The organism is Stenotrophomonas sp. KH_052, from assembly GCF_057838755.1.
Genome location: NZ_CM174475.1, coordinates 2974669 through 2999280, shown reverse-complemented (window position 1 = coordinate 2999280; position 24612 = coordinate 2974669). Strand labels below are relative to the sequence as shown.

At 63.0% G+C, this 24612-nt stretch carries 23 protein-coding genes and 1 pseudogene; 17 read left to right on the top strand and 7 right to left on the bottom strand.

Annotated elements, in window-relative coordinates:
- Positions 1-44: 44 nt before the first annotated feature.
- Both AC3ITW_RS13860 and AC3ITW_RS13855 read right to left on the bottom strand, forming a co-directional pair.
- On the bottom strand, positions 45-2186 hold the full coding sequence (locus AC3ITW_RS13860; RefSeq protein WP_489389643.1) for a TonB-dependent siderophore receptor: 2142 nt from the start codon (positions 2184-2186) through the stop codon (positions 45-47).
- Positions 2187-2259: 73 nt separating this feature from the next.
- Positions 2260-2904, bottom strand: a complete 645-nt coding sequence (locus tag AC3ITW_RS13855) for a TetR/AcrR family transcriptional regulator (protein WP_006375107.1) — start codon at positions 2902-2904, stop codon at positions 2260-2262.
- 82 nt (positions 2905-2986) lie between these two features.
- Here AC3ITW_RS13855 and AC3ITW_RS13850 point away from each other — a divergent pair, with 82 nt between their 5' ends.
- Positions 2987-4516: an FAD-dependent monooxygenase gene (locus AC3ITW_RS13850; protein ID WP_489389642.1), complete on the top strand. Its 1530-nt coding sequence runs from the start codon at positions 2987-2989 to the stop codon at positions 4514-4516.
- Positions 4517-4561: 45 nt separating this feature from the next.
- On the opposite strand, the gene AC3ITW_RS13845 is transcribed toward AC3ITW_RS13850, so the two are convergent.
- From AC3ITW_RS13845 to AC3ITW_RS13830, 4 genes are all read right to left on the bottom strand, one after another.
- Positions 4562-4807 (bottom strand): hypothetical protein, encoded by a 246-nt coding sequence (locus AC3ITW_RS13845; protein ID WP_012511449.1) that lies wholly within the window; start codon positions 4805-4807, stop codon positions 4562-4564.
- Between the two features lie 126 nt (positions 4808-4933).
- The gene (locus AC3ITW_RS13840) at positions 4934-5203 is read right to left on the bottom strand and encodes a hypothetical protein (protein WP_041864662.1); all 270 of its coding nucleotides are present in this window, start codon (positions 5201-5203) and stop codon (positions 4934-4936) included.
- A gap of 104 nt (positions 5204-5307) precedes the next feature.
- Entirely contained in the window at positions 5308-5784 is a 477-nt protein-coding gene (locus AC3ITW_RS13835) for a hypothetical protein (RefSeq protein ID WP_006374924.1), read from the bottom strand.
- 93 nt (positions 5785-5877) lie between these two features.
- Positions 5878-7116 carry an NADH:flavin oxidoreductase/NADH oxidase family protein gene (locus AC3ITW_RS13830; RefSeq protein WP_489389641.1) on the bottom strand — a complete coding sequence of 413 codons (1239 nt, stop codon included), beginning with the start codon at positions 7114-7116 and terminating at the stop codon, positions 5878-5880.
- A gap of 89 nt (positions 7117-7205) precedes the next feature.
- Between AC3ITW_RS13830 and AC3ITW_RS13825 the strand changes: the two genes are divergently transcribed.
- Positions 7206-7685: a MerR family transcriptional regulator gene (locus AC3ITW_RS13825; RefSeq protein WP_006374757.1), complete on the top strand. Its 480-nt coding sequence runs from the start codon at positions 7206-7208 to the stop codon at positions 7683-7685.
- 16 nt (positions 7686-7701) lie between these two features.
- Here AC3ITW_RS13825 and AC3ITW_RS13820 read toward each other — a convergent pair whose 3' ends face one another.
- A complete protein-coding gene (locus AC3ITW_RS13820) occupies positions 7702-8913 on the bottom strand; it encodes an MFS transporter (RefSeq protein ID WP_489389640.1) in 1212 nt (403 codons plus the stop codon).
- A gap of 235 nt (positions 8914-9148) precedes the next feature.
- On the opposite strand from AC3ITW_RS13820, the gene AC3ITW_RS13815 reads away from it, so the two are divergent.
- The 15 genes and pseudogenes from AC3ITW_RS13815 to AC3ITW_RS13745 all read left to right on the top strand — a co-directional run.
- On the top strand, positions 9149-9406 hold the full coding sequence (locus tag AC3ITW_RS13815) for a hypothetical protein (protein WP_006374755.1): 258 nt from the start codon (positions 9149-9151) through the stop codon (positions 9404-9406).
- Between the two features lie 36 nt (positions 9407-9442).
- The gene (locus AC3ITW_RS13810) at positions 9443-11122 is read left to right on the top strand and encodes a type IV secretory system conjugative DNA transfer family protein (RefSeq protein ID WP_006374754.1); all 1680 of its coding nucleotides are present in this window, start codon (positions 9443-9445) and stop codon (positions 11120-11122) included.
- A 426-nt stretch (positions 11123-11548) separates the two neighbouring features.
- Positions 11549-11995, top strand: a complete 447-nt coding sequence (locus tag AC3ITW_RS13805) for a hypothetical protein (RefSeq protein ID WP_006374753.1) — start codon at positions 11549-11551, stop codon at positions 11993-11995.
- Positions 11996-12084: 89 nt separating this feature from the next.
- On the top strand, positions 12085-13140 hold the full coding sequence (locus tag AC3ITW_RS13800; RefSeq protein ID WP_006374752.1) for a VirB8 family type IV secretion system protein: 1056 nt from the start codon (positions 12085-12087) through the stop codon (positions 13138-13140).
- Positions 13137-13916 (top strand): TrbG/VirB9 family P-type conjugative transfer protein, encoded by a 780-nt coding sequence (locus AC3ITW_RS13795; RefSeq protein ID WP_006374751.1) that lies wholly within the window; start codon positions 13137-13139, stop codon positions 13914-13916. The genes AC3ITW_RS13800 and AC3ITW_RS13795 overlap by 4 nt, the downstream gene beginning before the upstream one ends.
- A complete protein-coding gene (locus AC3ITW_RS13790; RefSeq protein WP_006374750.1) occupies positions 13913-15178 on the top strand; it encodes a TrbI/VirB10 family protein in 1266 nt (421 codons plus the stop codon). Before AC3ITW_RS13795 ends, AC3ITW_RS13790 begins: the two co-directional genes overlap by 4 nt.
- Positions 15179-15192: 14 nt before the next feature.
- Positions 15193-16236, top strand: a complete 1044-nt coding sequence (gene virB11 / locus AC3ITW_RS13785; protein WP_049398229.1) for a P-type DNA transfer ATPase VirB11 — start codon at positions 15193-15195, stop codon at positions 16234-16236.
- A gap of 3 nt (positions 16237-16239) precedes the next feature.
- Positions 16240-17223, top strand: a complete 984-nt coding sequence (locus AC3ITW_RS13780; protein ID WP_006374698.1) for a lytic transglycosylase domain-containing protein — start codon at positions 16240-16242, stop codon at positions 17221-17223.
- Between the two features lie 73 nt (positions 17224-17296).
- A complete protein-coding gene (locus AC3ITW_RS13775; protein WP_006374697.1) occupies positions 17297-17707 on the top strand; it encodes a TrbC/VirB2 family protein in 411 nt (136 codons plus the stop codon).
- Positions 17700-18008: a VirB3 family type IV secretion system protein gene (locus tag AC3ITW_RS13770; RefSeq protein ID WP_006374695.1), complete on the top strand. Its 309-nt coding sequence runs from the start codon at positions 17700-17702 to the stop codon at positions 18006-18008. Before AC3ITW_RS13775 ends, AC3ITW_RS13770 begins: the two co-directional genes overlap by 8 nt.
- Positions 18009-18089: 81 nt before the next feature.
- Positions 18090-20528, top strand: a complete 2439-nt coding sequence (locus tag AC3ITW_RS13765) for a VirB4 family type IV secretion/conjugal transfer ATPase (protein ID WP_006374693.1) — start codon at positions 18090-18092, stop codon at positions 20526-20528.
- A gap of 59 nt (positions 20529-20587) precedes the next feature.
- The gene (locus AC3ITW_RS13760; RefSeq protein WP_049398226.1) at positions 20588-21385 is read left to right on the top strand and encodes a hypothetical protein; all 798 of its coding nucleotides are present in this window, start codon (positions 20588-20590) and stop codon (positions 21383-21385) included.
- 79 nt (positions 21386-21464) lie between these two features.
- Complete coding sequence (locus AC3ITW_RS13755) at positions 21465-22616, top strand: TrbL/VirB6 family protein (RefSeq protein WP_229298144.1); 1152 nt, start codon at positions 21465-21467, stop codon at positions 22614-22616.
- Between the two features lie 41 nt (positions 22617-22657).
- On the top strand, positions 22658-23173 hold the full coding sequence (locus tag AC3ITW_RS13750) for a DUF4189 domain-containing protein (protein WP_006405953.1): 516 nt from the start codon (positions 22658-22660) through the stop codon (positions 23171-23173).
- Positions 23174-23668: 495 nt separating this feature from the next.
- Positions 23669-24607, top strand: a pseudogene (locus tag AC3ITW_RS13745) (TrbL/VirB6 family protein); the annotation flags it as partial.
- Between the last annotated feature and the right edge of the window lie 5 nt (positions 24608-24612).

Sequence of the window (24612 nt, the reverse complement as noted above, 5' to 3'; positions counted from 1 at the left end):
AGGTGGGTTGCCACCTCCCCGTCATCACAGCCCACAGCCCTGCGTCAGAAGCTGTAAGCGGCCTGCACGTACACCCGCCGCGGCTCACCCGGGAAATGCCCGTTGCGCGCGATGAAACCGCTGGCTGCATATACCTTGTCGAACAGGTTCTTGACGTTGGCCTGGAACTGCCACTGCTTCCATGTGGTCTTCCAGCTCATGTCGAACACGGTGTAAGCCTTCACCGTCTGCCCGTCCAGACTGACGCGCTCACCCACATGGTCAGCACCAAAGCCGATGGCCGAATTGATCGACGGCAGGTCGTAGCGCGTCCACAGACCCAGCTTGTTGCGCGGCGCATTGGCGAATCGGTCGCCGGAAGCGTTGGTGATGCCATTCGGGCCTGCGTCCTTCACCCGCGCATCGTTGTAGGCGTAGGTCAGGTTCAGCACCCAGCGATCGGTCACGTCGGCCAGCAGGTCCAGTTCCATGCCCGTACTGCGCACCAGGCCCAGCGCGGCCAACTGGTTCACGCCACCGATCACTTCGCCGGTTGCCTGCACGATATTGCTGCGGTCGATCCGGTAGGCGGCCATGTTCAAGGTCACACGGTCGGCCAGCAGGGACTTCATGCCCACTTCCCACTGCTTGCTGCGTTCTGCATCGAACGGCCCGCCAGCGGCGGGGTTCTGGTTGGTAGCACTCTGCGGTACGAAGCCGCTGGCCACATTGGCATAGACATTCAGGCCCTCGCGCACGGTGAACGTGCTGCCCAGCCGCCAGCTGAGGTCGTTGCCATCCACGCTGCTGCCGGCAATGCGGTCGTCGTCCTTGAAGCCATCCCAGCGCAACCCGGCCAGCACATGCCAGCGTGTGCCCAGTGCCAGTTCGTCCTGCAGGTAGCCGCCATAGCGCTTGCTGCGGGTGGACGTGCTGCGCCAGGGCAGGGCCGCCAGGTTGTAGTCGTGCCAGGTACTGGCGCCGTACACGGGATTGAACAGGTCGATGCCGCGCACCGGCCCCGCACCACGTGCAAGGTCGGCGCTGTTGGCGGTCTGTGCAGTGAAATCCGCATCCAGCTGATACACGTCCGCACCGAACAACACCTTGTGCTCGACGGTGCCGGTGGTCACCCGCCAGACTGCATTACCGTTGGCAGTGAATGCTTCGTTGTCGCGGATCTGGTTGCGCAGCTGGCGGGTCATCCACTCGGCCACGCCATCGCGGTCACGATCGATCAGGCCCATCGGCTCGTGGTACATCTGGTGCTCGTTGTTGCTGAACCAGCGAGCGGCAAAATCCACATCCAGGTTGTCGCGCGGTGCGAAGCGGTACTGCGCCAGCGCCACTTTGGCGCGCATGTCGAGGAAGTCGCTGGCCTCGTTGTGGTTCCAGCGGCGATCGGTCAGGAAGGTGCCCGCATCATTCACCGGCACGCCGCGCAGGCGATTGCCACCGAGGTTCTGTGTGATATCGGTGAACTGCAGCACCAGCTCGCCGGTCCGGCCGACATCGAAGGCCAGCGAGGCGTCGCCGATCACGCTTTCGCTGTCGGTGTTCCAGCGCACGCCCTGCTCGGTGTCGGCATACAGGCCGGCGCGATAGCGCACGCTGCCAGCGGCATTCAATGGACCCGTGCCTTCGATCGAGCCAGCGCGGAAATCCCGGTTGCCCATCTGCACTTCGATGCGGCGCTCTGTGGCCGCCCTGGGCTTGCGCGTGACGTAGTTGATGACGCCGCCGGCGTCGCCACCACCGTAGAGTGCGCCGGCCGGCCCCTTCAGCACTTCCACGCGTTCGATGTTGAACAGCTGTGGTACCGAGAAGCCCGCGTACGGGTCGCCGCGCAGGCCGTCATACAGCACGTTTTCCTGGCGGAAGCCGCGCAGGGTCACGCCGGCATAGCTGAAATAGCTGATGCCGCTGATGCTGCGATAGAGATCGGTCACCTGACGCGCGGCCTGATCGTCGATCAGCTCGCGCGGGATCACCTGGATCGACTGTGGAACCAACTCGAGTGGCGTATCGGTGCGGGTGCCAACCGCAGCGTCGTCCACCCGGTACAGCGCCTGCGCACGGCCGCGGACTTCCACCCTGTCCAGCTCCTTGGGAATGGTCGTTGAGGTCTCGGAGGCAAGGGCAAGGGGTGCAAAGGGCAGGGTCAGTGCCAGGTACAGCGCGCGTTTGTGGAGCAGGAGAGGGGGCATGGGCAGGGGGTATGTGGCTGCAAATGAGAAAGATTAGCATTTGCAACACTTCGTGACCTATCCCCCGAATGCGCTATGGGCGCGCGTCAGGGTCGGTATAGGGGGTGCCTGCCAAGGCCACCAGTACGCCGGTGGCGCCGCGCACGATCAACTGCACCATGGCTTCGCGCGGATCCTCGCCCAGCAGCTGGCTTGCCAGTCCTTTGCCGTAGGCGGTCACCATCGATGCCAGCAGCATCGACGCACCCAGTCGCGCCTCGGCATCGCCGTCCGGGCGCCCGGCTGAGGCCGCCATCAGCTGCGTCAGGTCGTCGGTCAGCTGCGCCTGCAGTCGCCTTGCATGCGCCACCAGCACCGGGCTCGCGGCCACGGTGGCCCAGAACGCGGCGGCGCCTGCGTTGACCCGCAGCAGGGGATGGCCGCTGTCCAGCAGTTCGTGCACCAGCGACTGGAACGCGGCCAGTGGGGTCAGGCCGCTGCGCGCGGCCATGCCCTCGCGCAGAAGCGCGCGGGCCTCCTCATCGCGGTCGAACACCAGGTCTTCCTTGCTGGCGAAGTAGTTGAACACCGTCTTGCGCGAGACCCCGGCGGCATCGGCGATCTCGGACATGGAAACGGCTTCGAAGCCACGCCGGATGATCAGCTCGGTGGCGACATCCGAAATCGCTTGTCGGGTCTCGGCCTTGCGCTGCTCGCGGCGGCCCGGAGGCGGGGTCATGGGCGGTTCACTTGTGAAAACGTACACCGAGTGTAACATTCGCTTCGCCAGAGTGCCGGCCCGGTGCTCACAAGGAATTCCGATGCTGTACGACGTCGTCATTGCCGGGGCTGGCCCGGTCGGCCTGTTCCTGTCCTGCGAGCTGGCCCTGGCCGGCTGTTCGGTGTTGGTGCTGGAGCAGGCCGAGTCCCCGGAATCACCCCTCAAGCGCCTGCCCTTTGGGCTGCGCGGCTTGAACACGCCCACCCTGGAGGCGCTGGACAGGCGCGACTTGCTGCAGGCGGTGGCCGCGCGCCAGGTGCTGAAATCCGACAAGGGCGCACCACCGCCCGGCACCGCCCACTGGCTGGCGCAGCCCCGGCCGCTGGGCGGCCACTTCGCTGGCATTCCGTTTGCGCTGGACAACGTGGCCAGCGAGCGCTGGCTGTATCACCTGCCGTCGCCGGTCGGCTTCCAGATGGCGATTGAACTGCAGGCGCTGGAAGCGGTGCTGGACGAACGGGCGGCCGCGCTTGGCGTGCGCATCGACCGCGGGAGTGCGGTGCAGGCGGTGCGCATGGAAGGTGAGCAGGTCGTCGTGGAGACCCTTCGCGGTACAACGCGTGGCCGCTGGCTGATCGGTTGTGACGGCGCCCGCAGCACTGTGCGTAAACAATCAGGTTTCACCTTCGCCGGGACCGAGCCGGAGTTCACCGGACACTCGCTGCTGGTCGAGCTGGCAGATCCGTCGCTGCTCACACCGGGGCGTCATTACACCGCCGATGGAATGTACAACTTCAATCCGCCAGGCGTGTTGGCACTGGCGGATTTCGACGGCGGTGCCGGTCATCGCACGGCGCTGGACCGGGAGCGCGCGCAGGCCATGCTACGGCGGATCTCCGGACGTGAAGCAACCATCACCGCGGTGCATCTGGCTACCACCTGGACCGATGCCGCGCGCCAGGCCACGGTCTATCGCAAGGGTCGCGTGCTGCTGGCCGGCGATGCAGCACACATGCATTCGCCGCTGGGCGGGCAAGGCCTGAACCTTGGCATCGGCGACGCGATGAACCTCGGTTGGAAGCTGGCTGCCGTGGTGCGTGGCGATGCCGATGAGGTGCTGCTGGACAGCTACCAGGCCGAGCGCTATCCGATCGGCGCGAAGGTGCTGGACTGGTCGCGTGCGCAGGTCGCGTTGATGCGGCCGGGCGCTGGCTCGCGCGCGCTGGCGGCGGTGATGGCCGATCTGGCCGACACCCGTGATGGTGCGACCTACCTGGCCGAGCGGATCTGGGGCGTTGCACAGCAGCTGGACCTGGGCGTGGGCCATCCGCTGGTCGGCCGCAGCGCGCCGGACTTCCTGATCGCCGATGGACGTCGCATGGGTGAACTGCTGCGTGCAGGGCAGGGCGTGCTGCTGGTGTTCTACGCGGGCACGTCGTTGTGCGCAAGCATCGAGGGTTGCCAACGGCGCCTGGCCCTCGTCAGGCAGGCGGTGGATGACACGCTCGGCCTGGGCGCGGTGCTGGTGCGCCCGGATGGCATCGTTGCCTGGGCCTGTGATGCCGGGGGTGATGGGGCCGGGCTGTCCGATGCGCTGCGGCACTGGTTCGGATCGATGGCCGCAGGCTGACCAGCAAAGCGGTGGCGCAGCCGGCAAGGGCTGCGCCAGTTGTGGTCAGAGGTCCTTCTTCTTTCCGCTCAGATCCAGCGGCCTGTCACTGCCCTTGCGCTCGCTCGACCACACTTCCATGCTCTTGTTGCAGCGGCTCTCCCGCGCAGCCACTTCGCGCGGCAGGTCCTTCAGATGCGGCGACTCCTGGCAGGCCTGATGCATGTTGCTGTCGTCATAGGTGGCACAGGCGCTGAGCGATGCCAGGGCGATGGCGGTGAGGGAGGCGCGATACAGGGGCTGCAGGGTCATGGCGTGGTCTCGGGGGTAATGCCGGGTGGCCATGGCATTCCAATCCGTGACCCCCGACACGCACAATCCGACTGATCGCACTTGTTATCTTGTAACGTTTAAGTGATAGTTGCGCGCTTGCCCGGATCAGGCGAGGCAGATCATCAGCACCGTGCACAGCACCAGCATCAGCACGAACACACGCCGGCTCAATGCGAGGCAGGCCAGGTAGGCCGCCAGCGCCCAGGCGCCCAGCAGTGCACAGGCCAGCAGCCAGAGGCCGATCACCATCAGTGATCCGCTCGCCAGCGACGACAACGCGATCGCTTTGAACAGGGCCACGCCCAGCACGCTGCCGAGCACGCCGGCCTGCAGGGCAACGGCATCGTGGCGGGCAGGGGCAGGGTGGCGGAACATGCTGGCCGGTGTGGTCACATGGAAGGGCGGCGCAGCTACTGTGCCCGACCCCATATCCACGCCGCGTGTACTTCGTGTGCGCCATGTGCCTGCAGCACGGGCGCTCAGTCGAACTCACCCTCGGCCGATTCCAGCCGCTGCCGGTACGCCGCCCGGTGCTGGTACAGGCGCTGGCATTCTTCCGACCTGTGGATGCGGCTGCCGGGTTCGTTGGCCACCGAGTCGCACATCCGCGCGATGTGGTTGTTTTCCGCCAGTTCGGTGACGAAGAACACTGCAGTAACGCCGGTGCCGAGCAGCACGACATACAGCAGGCGGCTGAGCCAGCGCGACAGCTTGCGCTCGAAGTGCTGCTGGATGGTCAGGTCGAAACGGATGATGCTGAGCACGATCCAGACGATCGCGACCAGAAAGCAGAGCGTGGGCAGCAGCCCGCGCCAGAGTCCCGCTTCGTATACCGATTCGTTGTAGTGCACGGCAGCCCCGGCACCGGCGATGGCGATGGCAAGTGCCCAGTTGCGCCCCAGCGAGAGCAGGTCGTCGAGCAGTTTCTCGCGGTCCTTGGTCGGTGCTGCTGCCACGTCGGTTCCTTCTGCATGTTGCGATCGGCGGCGGGGTGCCGCCGATCCTGCAGATGGTGGGGTATTGCCCCGGCGATGAGAAGCCTTGCCGGCTCAGTGCGCAGCCGCGCGTTCCCCCATCCAGCGTCGGTAGCGGCGGGTCCGGCATGTGGCCGCGGCCTGTGCCAGCAACAGTGCCCACACCGGCGAGACGCCGGGGGCGGTTGGTTGGCGTCGGCTCAACCGGCCCAGCTGGTACTTCACCGCGGCCATGTGTGCACTGGCGGCCAGCGGCTTGCTGCGCCAGTCGATGTTGCGCAGGCTCGGCACCTGGTCGCGGCCTTGCTGCCAGTGGTGTGGCAGGTCCGGCTCGATCGCCAGCGCGGTGGCGATGCCGACCATGGCAACACCGCTGTCCAGCACCTGCTCGGCCACTACACGGCGACGGATGCCGCCGGTGACCATCAGCGGCATCGTTGCCACCGTGGCGATCTCGCGTGCGAATTCGAGGAAGTAGGCTTCTCGGGCCACGCTGCGGCCGTCGCGTGCGGCGCCGGTCATCGCCGGCGCTTCATAACTGCCGCCGGACAGTTCCACCAGATCCACGCCCAGTGGGGCCAGCATCTCCACTACTGCGCGCGCCTCCTCGGGCGAGAAGCCACCGCGCTGGAAATCGGCGGAGTTGAGCTTCACTGCCACCACGAAGGCGGGCGACACCGCTGCACGCACACCCTGCACGATCTCCAGCAGCAGGCGCGCACGGTTTTCCAGGCTGCCGCCCCAGTGGTCCTCGCGCCGGTTCGACAGCGGTGACAGGAACTGACTGAGCAGGTAGCCGTGCGCGGCATGGATCTCCACCCCGCTGAAACCGGCACGTTCGGCCAGTTCGGCGCTGCGGATGAAGCGGGCAATCACTTCCTCGATGTCGGTTCCGGTCATCGCCCGCGGCGGTGCGAACTGCTTGGACAGGGCCCCCAGATCCATCGCTACCGCTGACGGTGCCAACGCCGGTTGACCGAGCGCGGCCGGCATCTGCCGCCCGGGGTGGTTGATCTGCATCCACATCTGCGCACCGCGCGAACGAGCGGTGTCGGCCCAGGCGATGAAGCGATCGAGGTGGCGATCGTCTTCCAGCACCACGCCGCCGGGACCGGTCATGGCACGGCGGTCGACCATAACGTTGCCGGTAATGATCAGCCCGGCGCCGCCGTCGGCCCAGCGCTGGTACAGCTGCAGCAGCGCGGCCGAGGGAGCGTGGTCGGCGTCGGCCATGTTTTCTTCCATCGCCGCCTTGGCGATGCGGTTGCGGATGACGGCACCGGAAGGCAGTGCCAGAGGCGAGAACAGCGACATCGGACAGCTCCAGGACAGGGGAATGGCGCTACGCTAACCTCCAAGTTTGATTGAAGGTCAACAGGTTCCAATGTCGAGGATTCAGGCAGATGAAGATCGGTGAGCTGGCGCGACGCACCGGCCTTGCCGCGTCGCGCATCCGCTTCTATGAGGATGCAGGGCTGCTGGTTGTGCAGCGCCAGGCCAACGGCTACCGCGATTACCCGGAACAGGCGGTGCTGCTGCTGGAGCTGATCACGGGTGCGCAGCGCGCTGGCTTCAGCCTTGAAGAGATCCGCGCGCTGTTGCCTCCGGACATGGGCCAGTGGCAGCACGAGGCACTGATCACGATGCTGCAGCAGAAGGTGGCCGATATCGATGCGCTGCAGCTGCGGCTGGCAGAGAGCCGTGCGCACTTGCTGGCCCTGATCCAAGACATCCAGGCGCGGCCGGAGGGCATTGATTGCGCGGCCAATTCGCAGCGGGTGCTGGACCGGGTGAAGCGTGGTGAGCTGGCGCGGCCGACGCTGGCGGCCGGCGATGTGGCGATGCTGCGCCCGGATCGCCGCCGCCGCATGGGCAACGGCTGACGACCCGGCGCGGTGTTCAGTGGCTGCCTGTGACGGCGATCTTGCGCTTCTTGTCCACCATCACCGCCACGCACCACAGCAGCAGGCCGCCGATCGCGGTGGCTGCACCGACGTAGCCAGTGCTGGCCGGGCTGAAGCCGGCGCTGATCGCCATGCCACCCAGCCACGGGCCGAGCGCGTTGGCGGTATTGAAGGCGGCATGGTTGGAAGCGGCAGCGAGGGTCTGCGCTTCGCCGGCCACGTCCATCAGGCGCGTCTGCAGCACCGCAGCCAGCGCACCCATGGTGCCGACGGTGATGATCATCGGGCCGATGGTCCACACCGACTGTGCGGCCAGCGGATACAGCAGCAGCATCACGATCGACCACAGCAGCACCACCGCAGCGGCCTTGAAGTGGAACTTGTCGACCAGCCAGCCACCGGCGATGTTGCCGATGATCGCGCCGATGCCGAACACGCCCACGGCCAGCGGCATCCACGATTCGGCCACGCCGGTGACCTGCACCAGGGGCGGCGCCAGGTAGGTGAACACGCAGAACATGCCGGCGAAACCGACCGCGCCGATCGCCAGCGCCAGCCACACCTGGGTGGTGTTGAAGGCACGTAGTTCGCGCATCGGCGAGGTGCGCACCTCGTCCGGGTCCGGCAGAAGGAAGCGCGCGATCATCACCACGGTGGCGATGGCCAGCAGGCTGACCAGGGCGAAGGCGGTGCGCCAGCTCAGCTGCTGGCCCAGCCAGGTGGTCAGCGGGTTGCCGATCAGGATCGCGATCGACAGGCCCAGCAGAACCCGCGACATCGCCTGGCCGCGCTGGCCGGCCGGACTGATCGCGGCGGCCACCAGCATCGCCACGCCGAAGTAGGCGCCATGCGGCAGGCCGGCAACGAAACGTGCGATCAGCATCGTGCCGTAGTTCGGGGCCAGGGCGCTGGCCAGGTTGCCGACGGCGTAGAAGCCCATCAGCGCCAGCAGCAGCTTGCGGCGCGGGAAACTGGCGCCGACGAAGGCCAGGATCGGCGCGCCGACCACCACGCCGATGGCGTAGGCGCTGATCAGGTGGCCGACCTGGGTTTCGCTGATCGACAGGCCGCGGCTGATTTCCAGCATCAGGCCCATGCTGGCGAATTCACTGGTGCCGATGGCGAAGCCGCCCAGTGACAGGGCAAGGATGATCAGGGTGCGCTGACGGGGCGTCAGCCGCGCAGCCAGGGAAGAGTTGGGGCTCATGCGGGGGCGCGATGGGGGCGGGGAGCTCGCCATTGTACTGCTGCACCGCAACAGCAGCAGCCACGCTGGCGGTAAAACAGCGTTTGATCCGTGGGGTTGCGGCAAGCCGGGCATGGGCTCGGTACGACGGCAGGTTCGGGGCGCTGTTGTCGGCGTCCTGCATGTAATGACGACATGGACGTCGGCATGATGCGAAACACAGGGGCTGCGGAGTGCTGGAACAAGGAGGATGTCGATGCAGGAATTCAGGCATGTGCTGGAGACGCGCGGCCGCTATCAGCTGGTAGCGGTGTCCTACGCGCCGGTGTACGCTCCGGGCGATGTGGTCGGCCATGCGGTCGTAGCCGACGATGGGGATCGTCTGACCGACCTGATGTCGCTGGCCGAAGCGCGCCAACGCCTGCAGGCACTGGTGCGTGAAGAGGGCGAGGAGCCCGGGCTGGAGAACGAAAACCACCTGCGGAAGAAGGCGTCGCGCTGGCGCCGCCGCTAGGCCGTCGCGCCCTTGTGCGCATCATGGAGGATCCGGGTGTTGCCCAGTAAGAAGTATCTGCTCATCGCCATCATCACGCTGGCGACCCTGCTGCTTGGTTTCGTGTTTTCCGGTTACCTGACCCTGCTGTTGCTGGGGCTGGACACCAAGCTGTTCACATGGAATACCTACTACCAGTACTTCAACGCGCTCGGCCAGCCACAGGTCGCGCCCTTCGTGGGCAAGATCAAGTGGGCCGGCTATCTGGGTTTCGGCCTGCCGCTGCTGGTACTGCTGGTGACCGGCCTGGTGCTGCTTCTGAAGAAGGACAAGCGCTCGCTGCACGGTGACGCACGCTTTGCCACCAGCGCCGACCTGTCCAAGCACGGCATGTTCAAGAAGACCGGCCAGAGCATCGTGGTTGGCAGCCATGGCGGCAAGCTGGTGCGGCTGGACGGCCAGCAGTTCGTGATCCTGGCCGCGCCGACCCGCTCGGGCAAGGGCGTGGGCGTGGTCATCCCGAACCTGCTGGAGTACGGCGAATCGCTGGTGGTGCTGGACATCAAGCAGGAGAACTTCGACCTGACCAGCGGCTGGCGTGCCAGCCAGGGCCAGGAGATCTACCTGTTCAATCCCTTCGCCGAAGATCGCCGCACGCATCGCTGGAATCCGCTCAGCTACGTCTCCGACGACCCGGCGTTCCGCGTTTCGGACCTGATGAGCATCGCCGCGATGCTGTATCCGGATGGTGCCGAGGACCAGAAATTCTGGGTCAGCCAGGCGCGCAATGCGTTCATGGCCTTCACCCTGTATCTGTTCGAGAACTGGGATGACGAGCGCAGCAGTGGCTTCCCGGGCGGCTCGGGCACGCCCACCCTGGGCGCTGTCTACCGGTTGTCATCGGGTGACGGCAGCGATCTGAAGAAATACCTCAAAGCCCTGTCGGAGCGGTCGTTCCTCAGTTCCAACGCGCGCTCGGCGTTTGCCAACATGCTGTCCCAGGCCGATGAGACCTTCGCCTCGATCCTGGGTACCTTCAAGGAACCGCTCAACGCCTGGATCAACCCGGTGCTGGACAAGGCCACCAGCAGCAACGACTTCCTGCTGACCGATGTCCGCAAGAAGAAGATGACCATCTACATCGGCATCCAGCCCAACAAGCTGGCGGAGAGCCGATTGATCATCAACCTGTTCTTCAGCCAGCTGATCAACCTCAACACCAAGGAACTGCCCAAGTCCAACCCGGACCTGAAGTACCAGTGCCTGCTGCTGATGGACGAATTCACCTCGATCGGCAAGGTCGAGATCATCGCCTCGGCGGTGTCCTACATGGCCGGCTACAACATCCGCCTGCTGCCGATCATCCAGAGCATGTCCCAGCTCGATGCCACCTACGGGCGGGAGGTGTCGCGCACGATCATCACCAACCACGCGCTGCAGATCCTGTACGCGCCGCGTGAGCAGCAGGACGCCAACGACTACTCGGAGATGCTGGGTTACACCACCATCCGCAAGAAGAACGTCACCCATGCCCGCGAGAAGACCCACAGCTTCACCGAGGAGCGGCGCGCACTGATGCTGCCGCAGGAGCTGAAGGCGATGGGGCCGGACAAGGAAGTGTTCCTCTACGAGGGCATACCGCATCCTGTGAAGTGCGACAAGATCCGCTACTACAAGGATCGCTACTTCACCTCGCGATTGCTGCCGAAAGTGGATGTTCCGATGCTTAACGTCTAATTCACGACGCTAAATTTGTGACGTGGATTCACATTCATTGACGTGAATTCGTGAGCTGAGTCAAAAAAACATCATCTGTTCATAGAAATTCAGACTTGTCTGACATGGAATTGACGCGCGGTTGTGCGACCCTGTGTTCGTCATCCAGAAATGTGTGCTGGGTGTCAAATGTTGTAGAGCAGGGTGGCCAGGAGTTTGTGCCATGGAAACAAGGATGGTTTCGACGTTGGAGATGTGTGCGGGTGTGTCGTCGGCAATGACTGACGGCCCCGTCACCTGGTTGGCAGCTTTCGGGCTGCAGGGGAACCGGGGCAGGTGTGCTGCGAGCCAGCGCGTCTTCCCGTTTCCGGTGCGCGTGATGCGGCGCCGGACGACCAGGGAGCCAATGTTCGGGACTGCTTTTTCGTACGTCAAAGTGAAGCCCGTATGAATCAGGCGTTTATCGCGAAAATATCCGTCGCCGCAGTCGCGGCGCTGATGGTGGCAGGGTGTGCCACCAAGTCCGCTCCCGATTTCGGAGGGCGCTGGAAGCCGGTCAACCGTTTCGCTGCGGCGACGACCGAGATCCCGCTGTACTCCAGCTACGTCTACCAGGCTTCGCCGATGGATGGCACGCTCAAAGCCATGCTCGAGCGCTGGGCCAAGGATTCCGGGCGCACGCTGGACTACCGCCTCAGCTCGGACTTCACGCTGTACGGCGCAGTCTCGAACATCGACACCACCAATGCACAGCAGGCCGTGATCGATCTCACCGCGGCCTATGCGACGCAGGGAATCTCCGTCTCCATCGTTGGCAACCAGATCGTTGTGCAGAGCGCTGGCGCGACGCCGACCGCGTCGGCGCAGGGCGCTGATTCCAACAGCGGCACCTGAGTCCACCTCGAAACCATCGAACGTGCCGCTCCCCGCGCCGGTCGCAGGGGCGCCACGCCCATTGATGTTTCAGCAGTACGGAAGAATCCATGTTCCGCAAGAAGGATCCCGGCAACAGTCCCAAGGTCGAGCAGTCGGTCGCCAAGGCGGTCAGCTACGAGATCACCGTGGCCGACATGGCGCGTCGCAGCGAGCGTCGTGCCTGGTGGGTCGCCACGGGCTCGCTGTTGATGTCGCTGGCATTGGCCGGTGGCTACTACTACATGCTGCCGCTGAAGGAGAAGGTGCCGTTCCTGGTGATGGCCGATGCCTACACCGGTACTGCCACGGTCGCGCGCCTGAGTGGCACCTTCCAGGGTGAAACCATCACCAGCAATGAAGCGATCAACCGCAGCAACGTGGCCCAGTACGTGCTGGCGCGTGAATCGTACGACTCGGCGGTGATGGGACTGCGTGATTGGGAGCTGGTGTTCGTGATGTCCACCGATCCGGTGGCGCAGTCGATGCGCGTGCGTTATGCCGGCAACAATCCACAGAACCCGTTCGTCATGTACGGCCGCGAGCGCGCCATCCGGGTCAAGATCCTCAGCATCACGCCGCTGGGTGCTGAGCCGAATGGCAGCTTCCGCGGTGCTTCGGTGCGTATCCAGCGCAGTCTGCTGGACAAGCGCACCGGCGTTGCCACCTATCTGGACAACCAGTTGGTGACGATGCGCTTCGGGTACAACCAGAACCTGGCGCTGTCCGAACAGGATCGCATCCTCAATCCGCTGGCCTTCCAGGTCACCGAGTATCGCGTCGACAACGACTATTCGCGCGGCGTACCGGTGCCGGATGACGGTGCCATGCAGGCACAGGCGCAGCAGGCTGCACAGGCCGCGCAGCAGGCCCAGGGTGTCTACGATCCCAACAACCCGGCCGCGGCCACGATGATCGATCCGGCCACCGGCCAGCCGGTCGCCGTTCCGGCCAATGGCCAGGTGCCGGGTCAGCCCGTGCAGGGCCAGCCGGTACAGGGGCAACCGATGCCGGCGCAGCCGGTGCCGGGTCAAGCAACACCGGGGCAGGCCATGCCCGGACAGCCGGCCATGAGGCCGGCGCAGAACAATTCCACCGGAACTGCTGATGGAGCAAGCAACCGATGAGTAGTCGAAATATCAGGGGAAGCGCACTGGCGCTGCTGTCGATGTTGTCGCTGTTGTTTTCAGCAGCGGCGATGGCGCAGGCGGTGGACCACTACGAGTACGAGAAGGACCGCATCTATCCGGTTCGCACCGGCCTGGGCCTGACCACCCAGATCGAACTGAGCCCGAACGAGAAGATCCTCGACTACAGCACCGGCTTCAGCAGCGGCTGGGAACTGACCCGTCGCGAGAACGTGTTCTATCTCAAGCCGAAGAACGTCGACGTCGACACCAACATGATGGTGCGCACCGAGACCCATTCCTACATCTTTGAGCTGAAGGTGGTGGCCACTGACTGGCGCCAGCTGGAACAGGCCCGTCGTGCTGGCGTGCAGTACAAGATCGCCTTCACCTACCCGAACGACACCGTGTTCGGCGTCGCGCAGGAAGCAGTGGAAGAGGAGGCGCAGCCGCTGTTGAGCTCTGAACTGGCCAAGGACCGCCAGTACAACTTCAACTACTCCTATTCGACCAGCAAGGCGAAGAAGATGGGCTGGCTGATCCCGGTCAACGCCTACGACGACAGCCGTTTCACTTACCTGAAACTACCGAATTCGCCCGAGTACAAGACCGGCATCTTCCCGGCCGTGTTCGGCCGTGAAACGGAATACGGTGAAGACTTCGTGGTCAACACCACGGTTGAAGGCAATACGCTGATCGTGCACGGGACCTACCCGTACCTGGTCATCCGCCACGGCGACTTCGTCGTCGGCCTGCGAAGGAACGTGAAGAAATGAGCCAGCAGAACACTCCCGGAAACGACCCGAACAACGGACGCGACGAGAGCCAGAGCCCGTACGGTGCACAGGCTGCTCCGGAGGCGCAGACGAATCCGTACTTCGGCACGACCCAGGCTGAGCCTGCACCGGATCTGGACGCGGCCGCGCCGCAGCTGCGCTCGGCTGAAGAGCAGCGATTGAACCGCAAGGCGCTGCTGTTCCTGGGCGGTATCGTGGTGCTGCTTGTTGCCATGGGCTTCCTGCTTTTCCGCAAGGGCCAAGACAAGGACGATGCGCCGAAGGTGCCGGATGTTGCGCGCGCGAGCACGCCAACACTGCCGGACGCTGTCCAGACCGATCCGGGTCCGGCGCAGGCAATGCAGCCCGTTGATCCGATTCCGATGTTGCCGCCGCCTCCATTGGGGCCGAGCCGCCCTGAGCCGCCAGTGACGTTGGAAGATCGCTCCGCGGGCCCTCGTGGTCCGACGCTTGCCGAACGTCGGATGGGTGCCAGTGCCGATGGTTTCGTTGGCAATGGCGGTTCACAGGATGAGGAGCGCTCGCAGCAGGCGGGCATGGACGAATACACGCGGGCAATGCTGCAGCAGATGAACGGGCAGCAGAATGCAGCGCCAGCGCGCGTGCGTCGTGGCCCCGACGTGGATGACGTGTCCAATGCCAGCTACATCCGCAGTCCCGATGCGCTGCTGGTGCGAGGAACCTATCTGCGCTGTGTACTGGAAACCCGCATCATCACTGACATCGCGGGCTACACCTCGTGCCTGGTGACAGAGCCGGTGTACTCGATCAACGGCCGCAATCTGCTGCTGCCGAAGGGCTCCAAGATCTATGGCGCCTATGGCGGTGGTCCTACCGGCAAGCGGGTGGAAGTGATCTGGGACCGCATCACCACGCCGAACGGTATTGACGTGGCAATGTCCAGCCCGGGCGTTGATCAGCTGGGTGGCGCAGGCCACCCGGGCCAGTACAGCGCGCACTGGGGCAGCCGTATCGCCTCGGCGCTGATGATCAGCCTGTTGGCCGACGCGTTCAAGTACGCCGCCGCCGAACATGGCCCGGAGACCACCACGGTGGCCAACAACGGCATGACCATCCAGTCGCCCTATGAGAGCGCCACCGCGCGCACCATGGAACGCCTGGCCAACGAGTCGCTCAGCCAACGTCGCCCGCCGACCGTGACCATCAACCAAGGCACCATCGTGAATGTGTACGTCGCCAAGGACGTCGACTTCACGAGCGTGCTGCATCCTCGCCGGTAACCCAACGAACGATCATGGACGCTGAAGTGTCACCCCTTGCCCTCGTCTCCAGCGATTTCCTGCGCTATCAATACGAAGTGCTGGGTATTGCCGAGTACATGACCTCGCCGGAGGTGACGGAAATCTGCATCAACCGTCCCGGTGAGCTGTACCTGGAAACCCGGGCAGGGTGGCAACGGGTGGACGTGCCGGGCCTGACCTTCGAGCGGGCCCGGCAGTTCTGCACGGCGGTGGTGAACGAGAGCAACACCGGCCAGCGCATCACCGATGCCGATCCGGTGGTCTCGCTCACGTTTCCCACCGGCCAGCGTGCCCAGTTCGTGATTCCGCCGGCGTGCGATGCAGGCAAGGTGTCGATCACCATCCGTCTGCCGTCCAAGCACACCAAGTCGCTCAGCCAGTATCACGAAGATGGGTTCTTCAACCAGATCCTGGAAAGCGATGGCAGCATCAGCGAGCAGGATCGCGAGCTGCTGGAGCTGCGTCAGCAGCGCGAGTACGCAGAGTTCTTCCGGCGTGCGGTGATGTACCGCAAGAACATCGTGGTATCCGGTGCGACCGGTAGCGGCAAGACCACCTTCATGAAAGCGCTGGTCAATCATATTCCGGACAACGAACGCCTGGTCACGATCGAAGATGCGCGCGAGCTGTTTCTGACCCAACCCAATGTGGTGCATCTGCTGTACTCCAAGGGTGGGCAGAGCACCAGCAATGTCAGCGCCAAGAGCTGCATGGAAGCCTGCCTGCGCATGAAGCCCGAACGCATCATCCTGGCCGAGCTGCGCGGTGACGAGGCGTTCTACTTCATCCGCAACTGCGCATCGGGCCACCCGGGTTCGATCACCAGCTGCCATGCAGGCAGTCCGGAGCAGACCTGGGACCAGTTGGCCCTCATGGTGAAGGCCTCCACCGAAGGTTCGGGCCTGGAGTTCAACGTGATCAAGCGACTGTTGATGATGACCATCGACATCGTCGTGCATATCAAAGCGCACGCCGGTTCGCGCTACATCACCGGTATCGATTTCAATCCTGGGCGGGCCCAGGGGCAGGAGGGCTGAAGGATGCTGCCAGGACTGGAGATGATGGCGTGCCCGGAGATGGCGGTGTCGATGGACGTGATGCAGCACGTGATCAACGTCGAATCGTCGCGCAATCCCTATGCCATCGGCGTGGTTGGCGGCGCGTTGGCGCGTCAGCCCAAAGCGCTGGATGAAGCGCTGGCGACGGTGCGCATGCTGGAAGAGAAGGGCTACAACTTCTCGATTGGCCTGGCACAGGTCAATCGTTACAACCTCGGCAAGTACGGTCTGGATTCGTACGAAAAGGCCTTCCAGCAGTGCCCGAACCTGCAGGCCGGGTCACGCATCCTGGCCGAGTGCTACAAGCGCTCGGGTGGCGACTGGGGCAAGTCATTCAGTTGCTACTACTCGGGCAATTTCGAGACTGGCTTCCGCCATGGCTATGTGCAGAAGGTCTATGACTCGATGCGCCGTGGGCAGCAGCTTGCCAGCAATGGTGTTGCACCGATCGACGTGGTGAGTCGCGGCGAACGCCGCAGCGTGAAGGTCGAGCATCACCCGCAGCTCGCTTCGCCGGCGCAGGCGCGCATCGTTGCGCAGGCGAGTGGCCCGGTGTACGTGCCGTCGGAAGACCCGGCACGTGCGTATGTCGTGTATCCGTCCACCGGTGCAATGGCGCGGGGCAGCCTGCTGAACATCGCCGACCAGGCGCTTTCCAAAGTGGTACTGGGCTCGGTGGATCGGATGATGCAGCCGCAGGCGCAGCCCACCCAAGGGGCCGCCTATCCGCAGCAACAGGCCGGTGGCATGCCGCAGCAGCTGCCTCAGCAGGGTCCGGCGCAGGCGATGGCCATGCCGCAGCAGTTGCCAGGTGCTGCAGGTGGCAGCAACGAGGGCCCTGTGATGTTGCGGCCCTGGAATGAGCGCAATCAGCCAGTGGCCGGCAATGGCAGTTCATATAACGCACCGGCACAGTCCGCACCGGTGCAGCAGATTCCCGCAGGGGATGCGGCCTTCGTGTTCTGACGAAGTCGTGGTACGGCCAGTCCCCCGGCTGGTCGATTCAGTTGTGTTAGTCCATCAACAAGGAAATCAATCCATGAAGCGATCCAATCTCGACCTCGTCCAGGCCCAGCGCACGCTGAAGACCCTGCTGATGGCCACTCTGTTCGTCGGCGCACTGTTTGCCCCGCAAGTCTTCGCCAACGGCGCCACCGACTTCGGCGGCACCGACAAGAAGGTCTGCAGCTTCTTCAACAACATCAACGGCCTGCTGAACATCGCCTCGATCGCCGTGGTCACCATCGCGGTGATCTTCGCTGGTTACCAGATCGCCTTCGCGCACAAGCGCATCGCTGACGTCGCCCCGATCCTGATCGGTGGCGTGCTGATCGGCGCCGCAGGCCAGATCGCGCGCATGCTGCTGGGTGATGGCAGCGACGGCAAGTGCGGTGGTGGCACCAGCACCTCCTACCTGATCAACCACGTGATCCAGTACTACAGTGCATAAGAACGTCGTGTTCCGCGGCTGCACGCGTCCAGCGATGTTCCTGGGCGTTCCCTACCTGCCATTCTTCATGGTGGCAGGCGGGCTGTTGCTGCTCAGCATGTACACGAACTTCTGGTTCCTGCTCACCATTCCGGTGGCGGTCTTCATCATGCGGCACATGGCCAAGCGTGACGAAATGATCTTCCGTCTGCTGGGCCTGCGCCTGATGTTCAAGCTGAAGGTGCGCAACGTGCAGGAGCACGATGGCATGTGGGTGCTCAACCCCAACCATTACCGCAACAAGCCGGCCCGAATGGATTGAGGTCCGGATCCGGCCTGGCGGGCATCCGCGCCCGCCAGGTCTCTTGAAACTTCTTGGCAGTACCTCTTTGGAAGCAGTCGTATGTTCAGCCCTGATACCTCCATCAGTGAGTTCATCCCGTTGTCGTCGCATGTCGCCCCGAACGTGGTCAAGACCACGGGCGGCGACTACCTGCTGACCTGGCATCTGGAAGGGCTGCCGTTTGTCGGCCGAGAGGAGTGGGAGCTCGAGCATCGCCACAACACGTTCAACCGTCTGCTGCAGACGTTGCGCGCGCCTGACTTTGTCAACGTCGCTTTCTGGGTGCACGACATCCGTCGCCGTCGCACGTTGAAGGGCAAGAGCAACTACAGGCAGCGCTTCAACCAGGACGTTTCAGACCAGTACATGGGCATGCTGTCCTCGCAGCGCATCATGCAGAACGAGCTGTACCTGACCATGATCTATCGCCCGGTGGTGGCGGGCAAACGCTTCGTCGAAAAGTCGGCGAACGTAGAGAAGCTGCGCGCCGAGCAGGAGCAGGCGGTAGAGAAACTGATGGAACTGGCCGGCAACGTCGAGGCCGTGATCCGCGACTACGCGCCGTATCGCCTGGGTATGTACGAAGCCAAGAATGGCGTGGTGTTCTCGGAAACGCTGGAGCTGTTCGGTTACCTGATCAATCGCATCGACGAGCCGGTGCCGGTGCTGTCGGCACCGATCAAGGATTACCTGCCGGTCAGTCGCCACATGTTCTCGGCCAAGACCGGCGATTTTGCGATCAATACTCCCAACGGTGCCAATCACTACGGCGCCATTCTGAACATCAAGGAGTATGCCGAGGGGACTTACCCGGGCATCCTCAACGGCCTGAAGTACCTCGACTACGAATACGTCATCACCCATTCGTTCAGCCCGATGGGGCGCCAGGACGCGCTGAAGGTGCTCGACCGCACCAAGGGCATGATGATCTCCTCCGGCGACAAGGCGGTCAGCCAGATCGTCGAGCTGGACCAGGCCATGGATCAGCTGTCGTCGGGCAACTTCGTGCTGGGTGAATACCACTTCATCATGGCGGTCTACGGCGACACGCAGGCCAAGCTTTCGCAGAACGTCGCCTCGACCCGCGCCGAGCTGTCCAACGCCGGGTTCGTATCGACCAAGGAAGACCTGGCGGTTACCTCGTCGTTCTATTCGCAGCTGCCGGGCAACTGGCGCTATCGCACACGCCTGGCCAATGTCAGCTCGCTGAACTTCCTGGGCCTGTCGCCGCTGCACAACTTCGCCACCGGTAAGCAGCACAACAACCCGTGGGGCGACTGCGTCACCACGCTGCAGACCACCAATGGCCAGCCGTACTACTTCAATTTCCATGCGACCCATCCCTCGGAGAATTCGCTGGGTGAGAAGGCGATCGCCAATACCATGGTGATCGGCAAGTCCGGTACCGGTAAAACCGCGCTGATCAACTTCCTGCTCAGCCAGGTGCAGAAGTACGAGCCGTCGCCGACCATCTTCTTCTTCGACAAGGACCGCGGCGCGGAGATCTTCGTGCGCGCCTGCGGTGGCAACTATCTGGCCCTGGAGAACGGCGCACCGACCGGCTTCAACCCGTTCCAGTGCGAGAACAACGAAGCCAACGTGCAGTTCCTGGCCGACCTGATCAAGGTGCTGGCCGGCAAGCGCGAATACAGCGCCCGCGAAGAAGAGGACATCTACCGCGCGGTGGAAAGCATGCTCGATACGCCGATGCACCTGCGCAGCATGACCAACTTCCAGAAGAGCCTGCCCAATATGGGCGACGATGGCCTCTACGCGCGCATGCGCCGTTGGACATCGGGCAACTCGCTGGGCTGGGTGTTCGATAATCCGATCGATACCGTTGACCTGAGCAAGGCCAACATCATCGGCTTCGACTACACCGACATCATCGACAATCCTGAAGTGCGCGTGCCGGTGATCAATTACCTGCTGCACCGCTTGGAGTCGCTGATCGACGGTCGTCCGCTGATCTATGTGATGGACGAATTCTGGAAGATCCTGGACGGCGAAGGTGGCCTGAAGGAGTTCGCGAAGAACAAGCAGAAGACCATCCGTAAGCAGAACGGTCTCGGCATCTTCGCTACGCAGAGCCCGGAAGATGCGCTGAAGAGCGATATCTCCGCCGCCCTGATCGAGCAGACCGCTACCCTGATCCTGCTGCCGAACCCGAATGCCAGCAAGAGCGACTACATGGACGGCCTGAAGCTGACCGAGGCCGAGTTCAGGGTGGTGACTGCACTGGACGAGCGCTCGCGCTGCTTCCTGGTCAAGCAGGGCCATGCCTCCAGCGTGTGCCAGCTCAACCTGCGCGGCATGGACGACATCCTGTCGGTGATCTCGGCTTCGACCGACAACATCGATGTCATGCATCGGGTCCTGCAGACGGCCGCGGTCCGCAATCGCGTCACTGTAGACGAGCTCAGCCCGGAGCAGTGGCTGGAAGATTTCTACAAGAACCGGAAGGGGTCGGGAAAGGAACCCCGGTCCGACGCGGCCTGATGGCCGTGCGAGCAGGAGACAGGCAAGTGGACGTCAATCAGAACAACAGGAGTTTTCCCATGAACAACGTCAAGCGTCGGGCCAGCGCCCGCAAGGTACTCAAGCCGATGGCCAAGGTGCTCGGCGTTGCCTTGGCCCTCTCAGCGACCAATGCGGGCGCCATCGGCCCGGTGCAGGAAACGGGTCCTGCACTGTGGCAGCACATCCTCAATCAGATCAATACGTACCAGGCCCGTTTCCAGGAGAAGTACCAGTTCGTCAAGGAGAACACCCAGTGGGCACGGGACTGGGCGCAGACGATCAAGGAGTACCAGGAGACGATGGTCCAGATCCAGGGCATCGTGAATTCCTTCGGGTTGCCGGATTCCGCCCCGCTGACGCCGGTGCCACCCAATTATCTGGTTGCCGAGACCTGCGGAATCGGCACCGACCTGAAGACTCTCGCGACCCGGGTCGTTTTCAATTTCAAGGGCGATTGGAAAGATCAGCAGCAACAGATCTGCGTGAACATCCGGATGATGCAGAACCGCAAGTACAACGATGCGGTGGACTTCATGCTCAAGACGATGCCGTCGTTCTTCGATAGCCTCGATGCAATCGAGAAGCAGCGAAATGTCAGCAATCTGCTCGGCAACGTCAACGCAACGCAGAACGACACGTTGCGCACCGCGAACGACATGGCAGCCAAGGCAAAGTCCTTCGAGGCACAGCAGAAGGCCTACGATGCCTACATCGAGGTGATGGAAGCCAATCAGAAGGTCGTCGCACAGGCAGCGCTGAAGGGCGACCCGATGAAGACCATTGCCAGTGATCTGGTCAAGACGGCGGCGCTGAAGGCAGCGCTGTCCATCGACTGATGCATGGAATGGAGCACCAAGGGTGCGCGCGTCTGCGTCGCCCCTCATGTGATTGCAGTATTACCAAGGGAATGTGGGTATGACGATCAGGTCGATTGCCAACTTTGATTTTTCGGGCGGATTCCAGGATCTGATGGGGCACGTCGCGCGTGTCCAGTCGATTGGCGATTTCGTGTTCTTCAAGCTGATCCTGGACTACCTGCGGGACAGGATCGGCAAGTTCGGCTTCGACCTGATGGACAACATGATGGCGTGGGTGGGCGGCATCGCGCTGACCCTCATGACCTTGTGGGTGCTGATCCAGGGCTATCGAATCGTTACAGGCCGCAGCCGCGACTCGATGATGGTCCTGGTAACCAACATGGCGCGGGCAGCGTTGATTGTGGCCGTTGCCACCAGCATGGGCATGTTCGGGCGCGATCTTCATGAGTTCCTGACCGAGGACGTGAAGGGGCTGATCACCCATGTTGTCACTGGCAAGGATCAGAAGCCGGAAGAGCAGATCGACAAGAGTCTGGCTTGGATGCAGGTGGCGCTGTCCAGCATTGATGGCATCAAGATTCTGAATGACCCTGGATTGCAGGAAGACAAGACCCGGGCCATGTGGTTCATCGGCCTCGGCACCGGTGGTCCAGCGGTAACTGCGGGTTCAATGCTTCTGCTCTACGAAGTAGCAATGGCGTTGTTCATCGGATTCGGGCCGTTGTTCATTCTTTGCCTTCTGTTCGACCAGACCAAGCAGTTGTTCCAGCGATGGTTGTTCTATGGCATCGGAACCATGTTCTCGATGGCGGTGCTGGCGGCAATGGTGTCGATCGCACTGGACATGGTAATTCGCGTGTCCGCCTCGTTCTGGGTGACAGCGCTGGTGAACAAGTTCCCGCTGATGGGAGCGTCCAGCGACGGCATGACCAGTCAGGCGATGCAGCAGGGCGGCATGGGATTGATCCTGACGACCCTGATTCTGACTGCGCCCCCAATGGCGGCCATGTTCTTCCAGGGCACCTTGGGTAGCTTCATGGCATATTCGCAGATAGGTGGCAGCCCGGTTGCGCAGGCGCCGGGCCCGAGTGGGCAGCCGCCGGGTAGTTACTACACGCCTCCGGCTCCAGAGAAGGGGAGCACCGGGCATGGAGCAAGCGGCGTGGGGCAGATGGGTAGATCAACTGGATCTCCACATGTTGCCGATACGCCGTCGGATACAGGCCGATTTGCCAAGGCACCTATTTAGCTCGCGGAGATGCGCGTTGTCTGTGTAAGGAGAGTTGCCTGATGAGAATGATCTATTTGCTAGCGCCGTTGGTGTTCATGTTCGCCACATCGGCCCTTGAGGCTCGGGCTGAGGGGCGATGTCCTCCTGGGCAGTACCCGATCGGAGGGAAGGGAGTCGGTGGTTGCGCCCCGATTCCTGGAGGCGAAGGTGCAGCTACCAGTGGGCCCAGAGCGACGGGTAAATGGATCAAGACTTGGGGCGCAATATCATTGGCGCCGTCGGGCGCCTCTGGCTCCTCAACAGGGCGGGTACGGAAGACGGAGGCCGCTGAGGAGGCGCAGAGGAAGTGTGCTGAATCCGGCGGAGTGGGATGTAAGGTTACAATTACATATAAGAATCAATGCGTGGCCGCCGTTGTCGCCAGCTCGGGCACAGGTGGAACCACGCAGTTTGGTACCGGTGCAACGATCGAGAGTGCCACGGAGTTTGCCTCCCGCCTCTGTGCCTCGAAAGGAGGGAGCGATTGTGCTGCCGTCTACTCCGCTTGCTCTGAGCCGATCTTCGAGGAATTCTAAAAATCCAATAGCGAGTCTGTGGTCGTCCGACTGGCGTCCTGGCACAGTCCTTTATGGAAAGAATCCGGAAGATTGAATGTCAGGCAGGTCGAAATGGTGAGGTGCCCGGTAGTTGCGCGCTGGCTCGGGCGTTTGGCGTAGAGGCGAATCGGCTTCCGTAACTCGGGTGCGTGGTGGCGGAAGGATGAGTGACAGCGGATCAGATGCTGGATCTCGCATCGCCCCGGGATTGAGTGCGAGGCGGCTTGGAGACCAATCCTCAATGGCAAGGGGATTGGACGTGAAAAGGCGTCGTTCCGACCTGCGGTGAGGAGGTTTGGTGGCATGAAAGCACTTGACACCAAGCGACTCGAGAGTCTGGGGTGAGAGCCTGCGGCTGAAGAAGCTGCACGCCGAGAAGTTTGATCGAGAACGACGGCATCCAGAATGCGATGCGAAAGGCGCATCTTTCTTAGGGGGGGGGATGCCCGTTTGCTGCGCTGTGGAAAAGGGCCGCAAGACTACCGGATAATCACCGGCCGCAGCCGCGATTCGATGATGGTCCTGGTAACCAACATGGCGCGCGCGGCGTTGATTGTTGCCGTTGCCACCAGCATGGGCATGTTCGGGCGCGATCTTCATGAGTTCCTGACCGAGGACGTGAAGGGGCTGATCACCCACGTTGTCACTGGCAAGGATCAGAAGCCGGAAGAGCAGATCGACAAGAGTCTGGCTTGGATGCAGGTGGCGCTGTCCAGCATTGATGGCATCAAGATTCTGAATGACCCTGGATTGCAGGAAGACAAGACCCGGGCCATGTGGTTCATCGGCCTCGGCACAGGTGGTCCAGCGGTAACTGCGGGTTCAATGCTTCTGCTCTATGAAGTAGCAATGGCGTTGTTCATCGGATTCGGGCCGTTGTTCATTCTTTGCCTTCTGTTCGACCAGACCAAGCAGTTGTTCCAGCGATGGTTGTTCTATGGCATCGGAACCATGTTCTCGATGGCGGTGCTGGCGGCAATGGTGTCGATCGCACTGGACATGGTAATTCGCGTGTCCGCCTCGTTCTGGGTGACAGCGCTGGTGAACAAGTTCCCGCTGATGGGAGCGTCCAGCGACGGCATGACCAGTCAGGCGATGCAGCAGGGCGGCATGGGATTGATCCTGACGACCCTGATTCTGACTGCGCCCCCAATGGCGGCCATGTTCTTCCAGGGCACCTTGGGTAGCTTCATGGCATATTCGCAGATAGGTGGCAGCCCGGTGGCGCAGGCGCCGGGTCCGAGCGGGCAGCCGCCGGGTAGTTATTACACGCCGGACAAGCCGTCGACGAGCGGTGGCAGTCAATCGGGTGGATCGACTTCAGTTGGGAGCAATGTCGTAGTCACTGGCAGCAACTCCACAGTTGGGTCAGGCAATTCTGATACTGGTCGTAAAGGCTTAGCTTCGAACTAGAGGCC

Excerpts from the sequence above, each read along its gene's own strand:
- AC3ITW_RS13805 (WP_006374753.1), top strand. The coding sequence starts at position 11,549 with ATGAATCAGGCGTTTATCGCGAAAATATCCGTCGCCGCAGTCGCGGCG.
- AC3ITW_RS13815 (WP_006374755.1), top strand. The coding sequence starts at position 9,149 with ATGCAGGAATTCAGGCATGTGCTGGAGACGCGCGGCCGCTATCAGCTG.
- AC3ITW_RS13775 (WP_006374697.1), top strand. The coding sequence starts at position 17,297 with ATGAAGCGATCCAATCTCGACCTCGTCCAGGCCCAGCGCACGCTGAAG.
- AC3ITW_RS13825 (WP_006374757.1), top strand. The coding sequence starts at position 7,206 with ATGAAGATCGGTGAGCTGGCGCGACGCACCGGCCTTGCCGCGTCGCGC.
- AC3ITW_RS13855 (WP_006375107.1), bottom strand. The coding sequence starts at position 2,904 with ATGACCCCGCCTCCGGGCCGCCGCGAGCAGCGCAAGGCCGAGACCCGA.
- AC3ITW_RS13780 (WP_006374698.1), top strand. The coding sequence starts at position 16,240 with ATGCTGCCAGGACTGGAGATGATGGCGTGCCCGGAGATGGCGGTGTCG.
- AC3ITW_RS13755 (WP_229298144.1), top strand. The coding sequence starts at position 21,465 with ATGACGATCAGGTCGATTGCCAACTTTGATTTTTCGGGCGGATTCCAG.
- AC3ITW_RS13750 (WP_006405953.1), top strand. The coding sequence starts at position 22,658 with ATGAGAATGATCTATTTGCTAGCGCCGTTGGTGTTCATGTTCGCCACA.
- AC3ITW_RS13830 (WP_489389641.1), bottom strand. The coding sequence starts at position 7,116 with ATGTCGCTGTTCTCGCCTCTGGCACTGCCTTCCGGTGCCGTCATCCGC.
- AC3ITW_RS13795 (WP_006374751.1), top strand. The coding sequence starts at position 13,137 with ATGAGTAGTCGAAATATCAGGGGAAGCGCACTGGCGCTGCTGTCGATG.
- AC3ITW_RS13820 (WP_489389640.1), bottom strand. The coding sequence starts at position 8,913 with ATGAGCCCCAACTCTTCCCTGGCTGCGCGGCTGACGCCCCGTCAGCGC.
- AC3ITW_RS13800 (WP_006374752.1), top strand. The coding sequence starts at position 12,085 with ATGTTCCGCAAGAAGGATCCCGGCAACAGTCCCAAGGTCGAGCAGTCG.
- AC3ITW_RS13840 (WP_041864662.1), bottom strand. The coding sequence starts at position 5,203 with ATGTTCCGCCACCCTGCCCCTGCCCGCCACGATGCCGTTGCCCTGCAG.
- virB11 (WP_049398229.1), top strand. The coding sequence starts at position 15,193 with ATGGACGCTGAAGTGTCACCCCTTGCCCTCGTCTCCAGCGATTTCCTG.
- AC3ITW_RS13860 (WP_489389643.1), bottom strand. The coding sequence starts at position 2,186 with ATGCCCCCTCTCCTGCTCCACAAACGCGCGCTGTACCTGGCACTGACC.
- AC3ITW_RS13845 (WP_012511449.1), bottom strand. The coding sequence starts at position 4,807 with ATGACCCTGCAGCCCCTGTATCGCGCCTCCCTCACCGCCATCGCCCTG.
- AC3ITW_RS13790 (WP_006374750.1), top strand. The coding sequence starts at position 13,913 with ATGAGCCAGCAGAACACTCCCGGAAACGACCCGAACAACGGACGCGAC.
- AC3ITW_RS13760 (WP_049398226.1), top strand. The coding sequence starts at position 20,588 with ATGAACAACGTCAAGCGTCGGGCCAGCGCCCGCAAGGTACTCAAGCCG.
- AC3ITW_RS13765 (WP_006374693.1), top strand. The coding sequence starts at position 18,090 with ATGTTCAGCCCTGATACCTCCATCAGTGAGTTCATCCCGTTGTCGTCG.
- AC3ITW_RS13850 (WP_489389642.1), top strand. The coding sequence starts at position 2,987 with ATGCTGTACGACGTCGTCATTGCCGGGGCTGGCCCGGTCGGCCTGTTC.